The sequence below is a fragment of the Streptomyces sp. NBC_01296 genome (genome assembly GCF_035984415.1).
GTDB lineage: Bacteria > Actinomycetota > Actinomycetes > Streptomycetales > Streptomycetaceae > Streptomyces.
Genome location: NZ_CP130721.1, coordinates 420,764 through 434,194 on the forward strand (window position 1 = coordinate 420,764; position 13,431 = coordinate 434,194).

The 13,431-nt window shown below is 69.9% G+C and carries 13 protein-coding genes; 4 read left to right on the forward strand and 9 right to left on the reverse strand.

Annotated features, from left to right (window positions below):
* Positions 1 to 4: 4 nt before the first annotated feature.
* From OG299_RS42000 to OG299_RS42025, 6 genes are all read right to left on the reverse strand, one after another.
* Positions 5 to 697 carry an RNA polymerase sigma factor gene (locus tag OG299_RS42000; RefSeq protein ID WP_327364919.1) on the reverse strand — a complete coding sequence of 231 codons (693 nt, stop codon included), beginning with the start codon at positions 695 to 697 and terminating at the stop codon, positions 5 to 7.
* A gap of 90 nt (positions 698 to 787) precedes the next feature.
* Positions 788 to 1,981: a beta-ketoacyl synthase N-terminal-like domain-containing protein gene (locus tag OG299_RS42005; RefSeq protein ID WP_327364920.1), complete on the reverse strand. Its 1,194-nt coding sequence runs from the start codon at positions 1,979 to 1,981 to the stop codon at positions 788 to 790.
* The gene (locus tag OG299_RS42010) at positions 1,978 to 3,201 is read right to left on the reverse strand and encodes a beta-ketoacyl-[acyl-carrier-protein] synthase family protein (protein WP_030301093.1); all 1,224 of its coding nucleotides are present in this window, start codon (positions 3,199 to 3,201) and stop codon (positions 1,978 to 1,980) included. Before OG299_RS42010 ends, OG299_RS42005 begins: the two co-directional genes overlap by 4 nt.
* Positions 3,194 to 3,472: an acyl carrier protein gene (locus OG299_RS42015; RefSeq protein WP_030301092.1), complete on the reverse strand. Its 279-nt coding sequence runs from the start codon at positions 3,470 to 3,472 to the stop codon at positions 3,194 to 3,196. The genes OG299_RS42010 and OG299_RS42015 overlap by 8 nt, the downstream gene beginning before the upstream one ends.
* A 65-nt stretch (positions 3,473 to 3,537) precedes the next feature.
* Entirely contained in the window at positions 3,538 to 4,806 is a 1,269-nt protein-coding gene (locus OG299_RS42020; RefSeq protein ID WP_327364921.1) for an NAD(P)/FAD-dependent oxidoreductase, read from the reverse strand.
* Complete coding sequence (locus OG299_RS42025; RefSeq protein WP_030301088.1) at positions 4,803 to 5,669, reverse strand: alpha/beta fold hydrolase; 867 nt, start codon at positions 5,667 to 5,669, stop codon at positions 4,803 to 4,805. The genes OG299_RS42020 and OG299_RS42025 overlap by 4 nt, the downstream gene beginning before the upstream one ends.
* Positions 5,670 to 5,984: 315 nt before the next feature.
* Here OG299_RS42025 and OG299_RS42030 point away from each other — a divergent pair, with 315 nt between their 5' ends.
* Positions 5,985 to 6,803 carry an AfsR/SARP family transcriptional regulator gene (locus OG299_RS42030; protein WP_327364922.1) on the forward strand — a complete coding sequence of 273 codons (819 nt, stop codon included), beginning with the start codon at positions 5,985 to 5,987 and terminating at the stop codon, positions 6,801 to 6,803.
* Here the strand turns inward: OG299_RS42030 and mobF are convergent.
* Positions 6,724 to 7,920, reverse strand: coding sequence for a MobF family relaxase (gene mobF, locus OG299_RS42035; protein WP_327364923.1), 1,197 nt, complete (start codon positions 7,918 to 7,920; stop codon positions 6,724 to 6,726). The two genes, OG299_RS42030 and mobF, sit on opposite strands and share 80 nt — an antisense overlap.
* 450 nt (positions 7,921 to 8,370) lie before the next feature.
* On the opposite strand from mobF, the gene OG299_RS42040 reads away from it, so the two are divergent.
* Positions 8,371 to 9,069, forward strand: a complete 699-nt coding sequence (locus OG299_RS42040) for a hypothetical protein (RefSeq protein WP_327364924.1) — start codon at positions 8,371 to 8,373, stop codon at positions 9,067 to 9,069.
* Positions 9,070 to 9,155: 86 nt separating this feature from the next.
* On the opposite strand, the gene OG299_RS42045 is transcribed toward OG299_RS42040, so the two are convergent.
* Complete coding sequence (locus OG299_RS42045) at positions 9,156 to 10,304, reverse strand: pentapeptide repeat-containing protein (RefSeq protein WP_327364925.1); 1,149 nt, start codon at positions 10,302 to 10,304, stop codon at positions 9,156 to 9,158.
* Positions 10,305 to 10,575: 271 nt separating this feature from the next.
* Between OG299_RS42045 and OG299_RS42050 the strand changes: the two genes are divergently transcribed.
* Both OG299_RS42050 and OG299_RS42055 read left to right on the forward strand, forming a co-directional pair.
* The gene (locus tag OG299_RS42050; protein ID WP_327364926.1) at positions 10,576 to 12,207 is read left to right on the forward strand and encodes an ISAzo13 family transposase; all 1,632 of its coding nucleotides are present in this window, start codon (positions 10,576 to 10,578) and stop codon (positions 12,205 to 12,207) included.
* 83 nt (positions 12,208 to 12,290) lie between these two features.
* On the forward strand, positions 12,291 to 12,632 hold the full coding sequence (locus OG299_RS42055; RefSeq protein WP_327364927.1) for a hypothetical protein: 342 nt from the start codon (positions 12,291 to 12,293) through the stop codon (positions 12,630 to 12,632).
* Positions 12,633 to 13,115: 483 nt separating this feature from the next.
* On the opposite strand, the gene OG299_RS42060 is transcribed toward OG299_RS42055, so the two are convergent.
* On the reverse strand, positions 13,116 to 13,280 hold the full coding sequence (locus OG299_RS42060; protein WP_327364928.1) for a hypothetical protein: 165 nt from the start codon (positions 13,278 to 13,280) through the stop codon (positions 13,116 to 13,118).
* Positions 13,281 to 13,431 lie beyond the last annotated feature (151 nt).

The following is a 13,431-nucleotide window of genomic DNA, read 5'->3' on the forward strand; positions in this document are numbered from 1 at the left end:
TACGTCAGATCAGTGCCTGGCCCGCGCCCTCGGGCGGCTCGGTCCACCCGGCATGCGTCCCCCGGGCCGAAGCGGATTCCGCCTGACGCTCCCGCTCCCGGTCCAGTTGCCCGGCCAGCCGGCGCAGCGCCCGACCGCGCAGCGGCCCCACCGAACCGCGGGCTATGCCGAGGCGCAGGCTCACCTCGTCGTAGCTGGGCGCCGGATCGGCGCTGACCAGCGCGAGCAGCGCCTGGTCCCGCTCGGACAATCGGGCCAGCGCGGCACGGATCTCGGCGCGGCTCTCCCGCTCGAGCAGCGCCTCCTCAGGACCGGACTCCGTGCGCCGGTCCCGGTCCCGGTCCAGGGTGGTCATGTCCTCGACGGGCACGTAGCGCACCGTGCGTTCGTACTGGCGCAGGCTCTCGCGCCGCGCGCACGTCGTCAGCCAGGCGGGGAACCGCTCCGGGGTGTGCATGCGGGCCAGGTTCTGGTGCACGCGCAGCCAGGTCAGCTGGAAGACCTCCTCGCAGTCGGAGTCGCTCAGCCGGTGGGACCGGGCAACCGTCCAGACCAGCCGTGCGTACCTCTCCACGAGCGCCGTCCACGCCTCCTGGGAGCCGGCCAGACAGCGTGCGACCAGCTGCCCCGGATCCTGCTCCGGTACGTCCGTGAGCTCACGGAGGACAGGCGCGGGTCGCGACTGCGTCAACATCATGGGTACCTCTCCGCCCTTCCGGCCTGCAAGCCGTCAACCGATGCGGCGGGAGCCGCTTTCGCGGCCCCCGCCGTTCACGTTCCGCCGGTGTCAGTCGCCGAGCCCACCGGCGCCGAGCTCACCGGTACCGAGCTCATTGGTGTCGAGGACCACGCACCCGACCTGGCCCTCCTGGGACACCGCCGTCACCACCGCGGTCTCGCCCGCGGCGGCCGCACCCTGGTCCTGCCATGCACCGAGCAGCGCCGCGATCTGGAGCGCGCCGCCCGAGCTGAAGCACTCACCGACGGTGTCCTTGACCCGGATGACCCGCTGCGGAAGCCGCCCGCCCAGCGCCGCGCGTACGGCGCGCTGCTCGACGAGCTCCAGACCCCTCTGGCCCGTGGAGCCGAGGGACACGGCCTGCACCTCGGCCGGGTCCTTCCCGCTGCGGACCAGCGCGGCGCCGATCACGGCGGCCAGCGCGTCGCCCAGCCCGCGCCCGCCGGCGAAAGCGGTCTCACAGGCCAGGATCCGGGCGAGACCCCGGCGGCCCGCCGCGTGCACCGCCGCGGCCGGCTCGATCATCAGGAACGCCGCTCCCTCGCCCACCGGGGCGTCGATGCCGAGCGCGCCCGAGCGGTGCCAGCCCCACGCGCTCTGCGCGCAGTACTCCTCGACACCGCCGACCAGGAGACGGTCTGCATGCCCCTGCCGCAGGGCGTTGCGGGCGTAGCGCAAGGCCTGCACCCCGGCGAGGTGGCCGCCCGCGAGCGTGGCGTTCACACCCTTCAGGCCGTGCCGGATCGCGATCTGGCCCGCCGCGCAGTTCATGACCGTGTTGGGGAACAGACTCGGGTTCACCAGGTACGGGCGATCCTGACGGAGCGTCTCCATCGAGTACTCGCTGGAGCTGCGGATGCTGCCCGTGCTGGTGCCGAGCACCACCCCGGTACGGGGACCCACCGGCCCGGTGTGCCCCTCCAGGGCGAACTGGCAGGCGAGCAGCCCGAGCCGGGTGGTCCGGTCCAGGTGCCGGTTGCCCTTGCGGCCGATGTGCTCTGCGAACGCGTTCTGCAGCTCCGGAACCACGCGGGCCCCCCGCGGCGGCAGCGCCTCGTCACCGAGGCCCTCCGTGTCCGCGGAGCCCTGACGCCCGGCGAGCACGGCGCGGGCGAGCTCCACCGGGTCGAGGCCGGCCGGCGTCGCGACGCCGACCGCGGTGACGGCGAGCGCCGCCGTCCGGCCGAGGGCGTGCCGCGACGCGACCTCCTCCGCGGCGACCATGGCCGTGGCGCTGCTCATGAGACTCTCCCGAGGATGGTGATGGCGTTGTTGCCGCCGAACGCGAACCCGTGGTTCTCCACGACCTGCGGCCTGGCCGGCCGCGCACTGCCCGGTACGGGGTCCACGCCCGCACCGAGCGCCGGGTCCACCTGTTCGACGTTCGCGGTGGGCGGCAGGAAGCCCTCGTACAGGGCCTGGCAGCAGATCAGCGCGCCGAAGCCGCTGGCCGCGCCCATGGTGTGACCGATGATCGACTTGATGGAGCTGATCGGCGGTATGCGGTCGCCGAACACCTCGCGGGCCGCGGCCACCTCGGTGGCGTCGTTGGTGCGGGTGCCGGTGCCGTGCGCGCAGATGTAGTCGATCTGCTCCGGGGTGACGCCCGCGTTGCGGTGCGCGTCCCGGATGCAGGCGGCGATGCTGGTCGGGTCGGGGTGCACCATGTGCTCGGCGTCGCAGTTCACGCTGTAGCCGAGCACTTCCGCGTACATCCGGGCGCCCCGGGCGACGGCCCGTTCGTACGGCTCCAGCAGTAGGGCGACCCCGCCCTCGGCCGTCAGGATGCCGCTGCGGTCCACGTCGAAGGGGCGGCACACCTCCTCCGCGAGCGCGCCCAGCCGGAAGAATCCGGCATGAGCCCAGCGGTTCAGCGAATCCGCGCCGCCGGCCAGCATGTAGTCGGCGTCGCCGCCCGCGACCATGTCGTAGGCGTAACCGAGCGCGTAGTTGCTGGCCGAGCATGCGGTGGCCAGCGTCAGCGCCTCCCCGGTCAGGCCGAGCTCGTGGTTGACCGCGGCGGCGATGCGCCCGGCGGGGGCCGCGGCCACCCGCCCCGGAGTCATTGACTTGAGGCTGTCGGCCGCCCATTCGGCGACGAGTTCCTCGATCACGGCGGACTCACCGCTCGTCGTCCCCATGACCGAACCCGCCCGGGCCGCCGCGAGGTCCTCCTCCGCCAGCCCGGCGTCGGCGACTGCCAGTCGCGCCGCGGACGCCGCGAACTGGCTGCTGCGGCCCCACTGGCCGGGGTCGATGCGGCGCAGCCACTCGCGGGGCTCGAAGTCCTTCACCTCACCCGCGTGGACGTGCGGGAACCCGGTGGTGTCGAAGCTGCTGATCTCCGAGGTCGTGGGCGCTCCCGCCCGGATCGCCGCCGTGAACTCGGCGGCTCCGATGCCGGCGCTGCTGACCGCGCCGAGCCCGGTGACCACGACCCTGCGGGTGCCCGGCTCAGACATTGCTGCCACCCGCGAGACTGCGGGTCACCACGGCACGGACGCCGTTGAGGTTGCCCATCTCGACCAGGTCGTCCTGCGGAATGACCACGCCGAGGTCCTTCTCGATGCGGGCGAGGATCTCGATGGCCAGCAGCGAGTCGGCGTCGTGGTCCTCGATGAAGCCGCTGGTGTCGGTGAGCTCGCCCGCCTCCAGCTCCAGGACCTCGATGATGATCTCGCGCAGCATGGTGTCCTGCTCGGCGGAGAGGGCGTAGGTCGTGTCGGTGCTCATGGTGAAATGCCTTTCTCAGTGACGGGAGGTGCGTCGCGACGTGGGTGTGAGCGGCGGGAACCGGCTCACGAAGCGCGGTGCGACAGGTGCGCGGGAGCCCCGCGGTAACGCAGGTTGACCGCGGATGCCTTCGCCAGCGCGATCGGATTGAGGAAGCGCAGCGGCCCGATGAGCCGCGACGCGAACATGTGCATGTGGCGGGCCATCGCGTCATCGCGGGCCGCCGCCGAGAACATCAGCCGCTCGAAGGGGTTGAACGGCCGGGCGGTGGCGTAGTCGGCGGCCAGGTGCTGATGGCCGCCGAGCTTGCGCCGGTGACGCTTGGCGTAGGCGAGGAGCGCACCGTCGAGATCGCCCCGGCCGGTCGCGGCCGGCCCCACGGCATCGGCCAGCCACTGGGCGGACTCCAGCGCCCAGCCGCAGCCGACACCCCAGAGGGGATCGCCGGTGACGGCCGCGTCCCCGATGAGGGCGACGCCCTGGCCGACCGGCTTGCGCGACTGCAGCGGATAGTTGACCGTTCCGGTGATCTTGGTGATTCGTTCGGCGGAGTCGATGTCGGGCGCTGCGGGCAGGTCGCGTACGAACTGCATGAAGCTGCCCTCCAGGTCCTCACGGAAGGCAGGCAGCCGCTTCTTGTCGGGGATGACGGCGACGATCGTGACGCCGTCGTCGTTCGGCATCGCGTACGCCACGTCCGGCTCCAGGAACCAGGAGTGGGTGATGCCGTCCTTCAGGGGCAGGTTGCGGAAGTGGGCGAAGTAGCTGAAGCGCTGGTTCTCATGGGTACGCGTGGGCAGCTCGGCGAGCTTGGCGACGGCCGAGTCCTTGCCGTCGGCGCCGATGACCAGGCGCGCCCGGATCTCCCGCTCGCCGTCCGGCCCGTTGACCTTCACGCCCGCCACCCGCCCGCCTTCGCGGAGCAGACCGGTGACGTTGTGGCCGAGCAGCAGGTCGACACCCGGGGTGTCCGCCGCGTGGGCGCGGATCAGCGGGTCGAGCGTGCTGCGGCGGACGTTGTAGGCGTACGGCAGCCTGGGCTCGCCGGGCGCCGCCTTCGGCTCGATCCACCCCCACCGGGTGTACCAGCGCGCCTCGTTGTGGACGGCTCCGGCCTTCTCCAGCGCCGGGACCAGCCCGAGCCGGTCGAGGACCGGGTAGGCACAGGGCTGGAGGTAGTGCGTGCACAGCACCTTGTACGCGGCCGGGTCGGACCGGCGTTCCAGCAGGGCGACCCGCACGCCACGCCGGGCGAGCAGTACGGCGGCGGCGCAGCCCGCGATGCTCGCCCCGCTGATGACGACGTCATACAGGCGGTCTTCGGGTGCGGTCATGCGTGGTTCGCTTCCTCTTCGATGGGGCGCAGACCCAGCCGGGTGAGCTGGGCGGTGATCGCCTCTGCCACCGGGCCCGGCTGCTGCAACTGACAGAAGTGACTGAAGCCGGGGTCCTGATGGAGGGAGAAGTGCGGGATGCGCGAGCGGAGCGCGTCGACGGCCTGCGGGGGAGCGGACGGATCGCGAGTTCCGCTGATCATCAGTACGGGTACGTCGACGTCCTCAAGCCGCAGGTCAGGGCAGCGCGCGAGGGTCGCGTAGAACTGGAGGAAGCCGTGCGGCTCCACCCGTTCGCGGACCTTGTCCGCCATGGAGGCGAGGATGTCCACGGGAACGGTCTGCGCACGCGGCCCCATCTGGGCGCGGAGCCCGTCGGCGAGCACCCCGCGGAAGCGCTGGACCGCCTCGTCGAAGAAGCCGGGGTCCATCGGGCGGTCGTCCGGCCGGAAGACCGGCGCGACCAGCACGGACGGGACCCGGGCGGCTTCGACCCGCCGGGTCAGCAGGTCGAGCAGGGTGGTCGCCCCGTAGGAGTGCGCCACGATCAGGTCCGGCCGTCCGGGCAGGAGCGACAGGGCGCGTTCCAGCCAGGCCGGGGAGGTCCCGCCGCTCGCCCACCGGTGCTGCGATCCGTTGCGCCAGGGAAGGTCCAGGGCGTACAGGCGCAGATCCGGGGACAGGTGTGCGGTGAGCGGCTCCCAGCTCTGCCGGCTCTCCTCGAACCCGTGCACCAGAGCGATGCGCGGTGCGTGCGGGTCGTCGGTGGGGCGCTCCCAGATGCGCAGCGTCTCACCGTCGAACTCACGGTCCGCGTACTGCTTCCAGGAGGCCCCGGACGGTGAGCCTCGTTGTGCCGGCACGGGCCTCACTCCTCGTCATCGCCGATGTGGTCGGTGCAGTTGACGAGACCGTAGAGACAGGAACGCGCCGATGAGGAGCTGGATGAAGGGGGAGTTCCGGAGCAGTGGAGACCAGCTGGAGGGACACTCGCGGCGTGGTGGAGGCGGGCTTGCGTGAGGCTTTAGTTCCGCTTCGCAGCACCGGCCCGGCGGTACGCGAAAGAGCCTTCCACCTGCGCCGATGCCGCCCACGTCACATGAATGTGCATTGACAACTCAGTTCAGAAGTTTCTAGGCTATGTGACTAGTGGCTAACCACTAACTTCGGGGGGGTTGATGGATATCTCGGTGCTGGGTTCGTTACTTGCGCATATCAAGGGAGTCGATGTCACCCCGACGGCAACGAAACAGGCCAAACTGCTCGCCCTGCTGGCCCTCCACCGCGGCCGCCTGGTGTCCCTCACGGAATGTACCGAGGAACTCTGGGCCGGGCAGGCTCCGCGCAGCGCGAGCGCAGCCATCCACACCTACATAGGCAAACTTCGCGCACTCGCCACGACAGGCGCGCCCGCCACCGACCCAAGAGTCGTGATCGTCACACGGCCCGGCGGCTACCAGCTCAACCCGGAACTCACCCAGGTCGACTCCGACGAGTTCGAGCGCCTGGCCGAGCGCGGCCACCGCGCGGTCGCAGCCGGCGACGACGCCGCGGCCGCAACCCGGTTCCGCCAGGCCCTCGCCCTGTGGCGCGGCCCGGCCCTCGCCGACCTGGCGACCGGACCGCTGCTGACCATCCGCGCGAGGGAACTGGAAGAGCGCCGCCGGGCCGTACTCGACCGCTGCATCAACGCCGAACTCCGACTGGGACGGCACTACGAACTCCTGGGCGAACTGTTCACCCACGCGGCTGGAGACCCCACCCACGAGCAGATGCACGCCCACCTCATGCTGGCCCTCTACCGCGCCGGGCGCCGCGTGGAAGCCCTGGAGATCTACCGCGACCTGCGCAACGAGCTCTCGGGCCGCTTCGGCCTCGAACCCTCTCCCCACATCCACGCCCTCTACCGGGCGGTCCTCAACTCCGACCAGTCCCTCCGCAGACCCACCCCGACCACCACCCCCGACAAGCCCCTCGCCGCCCAGACCGCCTCCTGAGGCGCCCGGCGCAGTCGACGGGGCGGTGTGCCTCGTCTGCGATACCGGGGACGCGCGGGACGTCGGCGGCCACCCCGGAGGTGAGGATCGCGCTCGTCTTCCACCAAGCGCGCAACTGCGCGAGCGGCAGGGTCTTCTGCTTGGGCGGGCGGGTCTTGCGGGCGGCCATGGCGTTCAGCTTGGCGCGGGCCCGCTCGGAGACCACGGGCAGGAACTTCAGCTCGCCGTCGTCGTCGACGGCGGTGACGTACTCGTGCTCCAGCTCTTCCAGGCAGGCGGCGATCTGGTCGCTGCGCCGGGAGGTCCAGCGGATCAGCTCGTGCGGCACCCCGGCAATCTCCATCACAGGCCGGCGCCCCGGGGTGACGATGCGCGGCTCGGTCGCCAGCCCGAGCGCCTCGCAGACCTCTGCAGCAACGAGCTCGTTGTAGAGCGCGGAGGCGCACACGGTGGCCTCGTGCAGGGCCGTGGTGTGGATCGAGCCCCACTTCCCGTCCAGGCGCTGTCCCTTCACCGACAGCAGCAGATGGTCATGGAGCAGCGGCATCCCGGAGCGTGCCTCGTAGTGGCGGAAGCGCGCGGCGACCAGACCGCCGGGCGGCCTCACCCGGTAGATGCCGTCCTTGCCGTACCGGATCACCGCGACCTCGTCCTCGATCCACTCCAGCACCCGTACGATCGCCCGCTCGTGCGCGGCCTCGATCACCTGCCGGGTCTCCTCATCCCCCAGCGCCCACAGGAGGTAGATCGTCGGCTGCGGCCGGAAGACGAGATCGAACCCGGTGACCGTGACCCGGCGCCCGAGAGCGCCGGCCTTCACCGCCGCCTTCGGGGACTTCCCCGCGGCCAGCTCTTCGGCCTCGATGCGGTCCGCGTACGGGTGCCGGCCCCGCTCGCCAAACAGGTTCCGCAGCTGGCTCTCGGTGACCTCCTCACCCGGCGTCAGTCCGAGCACGGCCAGGCCGCGGCCCATCCATCGCCCGGCCGGGACACCGGCTTGCTCCTGGGCCTCGCGCAGCGGCGTGCGAGCCGGGCGGCGGCCGTCGCCGACAACGACCTGGCGCAGGTAGTAGCGGTACATCTGACCGGCCCGGACGACCCTGATATCCACTGTCATGCAGACCACACCACACGGCCCTGACCTGCAACAAAAGGCCGAGCAGCGATACGTCCCGCCAGGCGGGACCAGCGGACGAACTTTCTTCCCGAGTGCCCGCCAGGCGGGAAGCGGCACCGGCCCCGGCAGTGAATGTCATCGCTCTCCGGTCCCAACTTCCGCACCCCAGTGACTCGCCCATCTGGTCACCGCTCACCGGCCCCTACGCACCAGTGAGTCGCCAGTCCACTCACCACTCACCACTCACCACTCACCACTCACCGGTGACTCACCACACCGAATCCCACCGAACGCGATTGAGCACGACCAAGCACACCGGTGAGCCGAGTTCACCGCACACGCCAATCTGTACCCACGCCCTCCGGTACCGCGCCGGGGAGCCTTCATGGCGCAGGTAGTGCCCGGCCTGTCGCCGGGGCGCACGGATCCGGGCTGCCCTAGCGTGCCCTCATGTCCGATCCCCTGCCTGCCCGGAAACGGTCGGCCTTGCTCGGCCACCTGCGCAACGGGCGCGATGTCGCAGCCGCCGCGCAGGCCACGGGTGTCGAAGTGAAGAACGTGTTCACTGCGGCGCGTACCGATACCGCCCTCGCGCTGGCGTTGGCGGGTACCGACCCCGATGAGATGGGCGCTGGCGGAGTCGTGGCGCGGGCGGACTACCTTCGTCTGCTCGCCCTCGGTGCCACTCCCAGCCTGGCCGCGCAGATCCTCTTCGACGGGGCGGGCACGGCCGGCCACTGGCGGCAGGAGAACGCGGCGTTCGCCCGGGCCTGCGAGGCAGTGAAGGACATGTCGGTCACAGCGGCAGCCCCTGCCCGGGCGCCTCGCTTCACCCCCGAGCGCCGCCACGCCTTCCTCACCTGCCTGGAGAGCGGCATGACGGTCACCGCGGCGGCTGCCGAGATCGCTTTGGCCTCGCGGCTGGCCGCCGTCATGCGTAGGCGTCGTCAGCGGCCTTACGGCCTTCTCGTACGACTCGATGGCTGCCTCGACAATACGCGCCCACTCCCAGCCCGCTTGGAATGGAAGGCTCACAGGAGCAGGCCGCGAAGGCGCTTGGCCTCCACCATCGTCACCGTGCAGTTCGAACGGCCTTGCGGTCCGGGCACCTGTCGCCGGGCGTCAGCCTCGAGACCGCCACCGCCTTGACACAGTCCGGCGGACATTGAGCTCGATACACGCCAGAACTCCACAACCGGCCTCGCTACCAGCACTGAGCTGCCGCAGCCCTTAATTTAGGGCGCTCGGCGGAGGGACGGCGGGAGGCCACGGACTCCGTCCAGTCTGGCGCCATCCAGCTTCGCCCCGGTGAGGTCGGCGCCCGTGAGGTTGGCCTTGCTGAGGTTGGCCTTCGAGAGGTCTGCACCGTTCAAGTCCACCCCGGAAAGGTCCACTTTCGAGAGGTTCGCATTGGCGAGGTCTGCGTCTCTCAGGCGAGCGCAATGCCCACCGCGTTTCCTTCCCGTCCTAATATCAATGAAGAAATTGCCTGAACAGAGAGTCGCCTTGGTCAGGTCCGCGCTGGCGAGTACGGCACCGGTCAGGTTCGCGTTGTCGAACATCACGTCGGTCAGGTCCGCGCACTGGACGGGATCGGAATAGCCGCAGAAGGACGCGTCCGAGAGGTTCGCGTCGAGGAAACTCGCTTCGCGAAGATTCGTCATGCCCAGGTCCGCGCCGCTCAGGTCCGCGCCGTTCAGGTCCGCCCCGCGGAGGTTGGCTTCGGAGAGGTAGACGCCGCGAAGTTGCGCATCGCTGAAGTTGGTGTCGCTGAGGTCGGTCCCGGTGAGGTCCGCACCCACCAGGGAGATGCCACGCTCGCCATGCGCGTACCAAGGTGTCCACCCGCTCAGGTCGGTGTGACTCAAGTTGATCGACAGCCCCTTATCGTATTCGGGGCGGCGCCCGGCCAGGACGTTCATCACCGCGTCGATCTCGGCGGGCGGGGGCCCCTCGGTCGACTTGGTGCCCGTCGGCAGTGGAGCGCGCCGCCGTACGTACGCGGACAGCACCGAGACCACCGTCGGCTGGTCCCGGGCGGAGTCGTGCATGATGCGTTCCAGCGCGTAGATGCCGCCCAGGCGCACGTCCACCGAGGTCGACCCCAGGTTGCCGATCGCTGCGTTGAACCTGCTGGTGATTTGGCCCTGCTCGCTGATCCGCAGTTCCTTGCCGGTCTGGCTCACCTGCATCCACGTGAAGAGCAGCGCCGCCAGGGCTGCCAGCCCTGGCAGGCTGAGGATCAGCAGTGAGATCCCCTGCGTCGGGTTGCCTCCAGCGGCCGCACGCGCCCCGAACCGGCCCCTCCGCAGCTGGTGCCTGCGCCTCGCGGCACGCCGATGTGCGATCCAGCGGAGCCAGCCGATGCCACGTGTCCCGGTCACTCCACCTATGCCACACCCCACGGCGAAAGCGGCTGAGGAGCCACACCGCGAGACCACCCGCATGGGAGAGCCCGAGCGAACGGATGGACGGGACACGGCACAATCGGAAGGACCGCCCACCGTGACATGCACGCGTAGCCTCCTCTCTTTCGGCCCCAGGACGGGTGAGCTCGCATGTTCAGGAGCCGCGTATTCCGCGGACGGCTCTCTTACCTAAGGGCTTGCAGATCATCAAGGTGTTGCTTCCCGACCTGGGGCTCGTTGGTCTGGTATGCGCATCCCGGACGAGACCCGTGACCAACTCTCTGCGAAGTTCGCGGTGTTGTTCCCACATCTGGACGAGCGGCAGCGACGGCTGCTGATGGGGACCGAGGCCCGGCTGCTTGGGCACGGTGGCATCCGCGCTGTCGCTCGGGCGGCCCAGGTCAGCGAGACGACGGTCCGCAATGGTGTGTTCGAGCTGGAATCCGGAGAGGAGCCGTTGGGACGGGTCCGGCGTCCCGGCGGAGGACGCAAACGGGTCGCCGATCTGGATCCGGGGGTGCGGCCGGCACTGCTGGCGCTGGTCGAGCCCGATGAGAGGGGCGACCCGATGTCGCCGCTGCGGTGGACTGTGAAATCGACACGTACGATCGCGGCGGAGCTGGCCCGGGCTGGGCACCGGATCAGCGCCGATACCGTGGGCGACCTGCTGCGGGAGGAAGGCTTCAGTCTGCAGGCGAACGCGAAGACGCTCGAGGGCAGTCAGCACCCGGACCGGGACGCCCAGTTCCGCTACCTCAACGAGCAGGCCCGTGAGCACCGGGACACCGGGCAACCCGTGATCAGCGTGGACACCAAGAAGAAGGAACTCGTCGGCGAGTTCAAGAACAGTGGCCGCCAGTGGCGTCCCGCCGGTGAGCCTGTCCCGGTAGGCGTCCACGACTTTGCCGATCCGCAGTTGGGTAAAGCCGTCCCCTACGGGATCTACGACCTGTCCGCGAACACCGGCTGGGTCAACGTCGGCACCGATCACGACACCGCCGCGTTCGCCGTGGAATCGATCCGCCGCTGGTGGCTCGGCCAGGGCCGGGCTGCCTACCCGCGGGCGACACGGCTGCTGATCACCGCCGACGCCGGCGGATCCAACGGCTACCGCACCCGGGCCTGGAAGCTCGAGCTGGCCCAACTCGCCGCTGAGACCGGGCTGACGATCACCGTGTGTCATCTGCCGCCGGGCACATCGAAGTGGAACAAGATCGAGCACCGGCTCTTCTCGCACATCACGATGAACTGGAGCGGCCGCCCGCTGACCAGCCACGAAGTCATCGTGCAGTCGATCGCCGCGACCACCACCCGCACCGGACTGCACGTGAGGGCCGAACTCGACACCAACACCTACCCGACCGGAGTCCGCGTCAAAGACGCGGACATGGCCGCCCTGCCACTGACCCGGCACGCCTTCCACGGCGACTGGAACTACGCCCTGCACCCCCAGCCATCCCCGGTAATCCCGGCGGCCCGGGCCCCGCAGACGCCGGAGCCGGAGCCGGAGTGGCACCAGGCCCTGCTCTCAGATCCCGCACTTACCGGAATGACCCGCCGGCAACTGAACGACCTCACCGAGATCCTGGCCCCAGATGGGGATACCCGGCGCGGCCGCCCGCCCCGGCTGACCTTCCCCGACCAGGTCCTGGCCACCGTGCTCCACCTACGGGACGCCCTGGCCGCGGAACCCCTCGCCGTGCTGTTCGGCACCAGCCGCACCGCCATGCACCGCACCCTTCAGAAGAACCGCCGACTGCTCGAGACACACGGCATCACCATCCAACCCGCGACAACCCCACCCACGACCCTCGCCGCCCTCCAGGCCCGGATCCAGGCCCAGACCGGCGAAGAAAACAAGATCAAAACAACGGGTTAATGATCTGCAATCCCTAAGGGCTGTCCCGCAAATCTGGTGGGGCCGCAGCAACTCGGACCTCGCGCCTGTGGCAGCCTGCCGTCATGCCAGCCGAGTTGCGAGAACATGCAGGGCGTCACTACGCCATCCAGTTCCACTACGCCTTGCCCGACGATGCCTGGGCTGTGGAGCTGAGTGAGGCCGTACCTGCGCCGGCCGTGTGGGCCGAGAACCCTAGCGCCGCGAGGCACCTGCCTGGAGTCGCCTTCTTGGTGGCGTTTGTTCCGGACGAGGATCCGGATCTGGAACCGACCGTCCACATCCACAGCCATGATGAACACGTCATCCCCTACGAGATCATGCGCTGGTTCATGGAGCAGGTGGCCGAGCAGGTCGCACGCTGCCGCGCCGCGTTCGAGCAGGACGGGCGGGAAGCAGTGGAATGATCTCCCCGTGGCTGGTGTGATCACGGCGTCGGAGCCGTCCTAATCCGGTGGTAGCGACAGCCCTGAGAGACGTACGCCCAGGCTGTTCGAGCAGCAGAGGTTGGTCGCGACGGCGGTCACGTGGGCGTCGGGCTGACGCCTTGAGTCGTCCGGGGACTTGATCCCTATATCCAGAGCGGTGATGCCCGACGCTCTCGTGACCGCCATCATCGTCAACACTGCCCGCTTGATCACTCGTTGGTGTCTGTGGTGCGAGCCCGCCGCATGGTGACCCCATCCGGTTCCAGGAGCGGGGGCTGCGCGTGCACCTGGACCAGGCGGTCGCGCCGGGACGAGGACGGCCTTGAGCCGGTGCTGGGGGTGTCGGTGCCCGTGGACCGGGACACCTTGATCGACCGCTGGTACATCCACCGGATCCGCCTCGGCAGCGTCGGCACCAGTCGGCAGGTCCGCATCGGCACGGAAGCGAGGCTGGCGGGACGATCAGGTCTCGGAAATGTCGCTGTTCCGCCGGTTCAGGGAGCGGATGAGCAGCTCGGCACGGACCAGCGCGGCGATGAAGCCGACCGTGCCGAGAAGCATGACCGACCAGGCGATGAACTGCCAGGTCGATTCGGTGCGGAACACGTGCGGCGTGAACACCGCCATGACGACGGCGAGGACACCGAGCGCGGCCAGCCAGACGAGTCTCGTCGCGATCTCCCTTGGGTGTCGTCAGGACGGGTCCGCTGGCTGCGGCTTCCGGATGGTGTCGAGCAGCTGCGGGGACAGAGTTGCGGGCAGGAGCCACAGGCCCGCG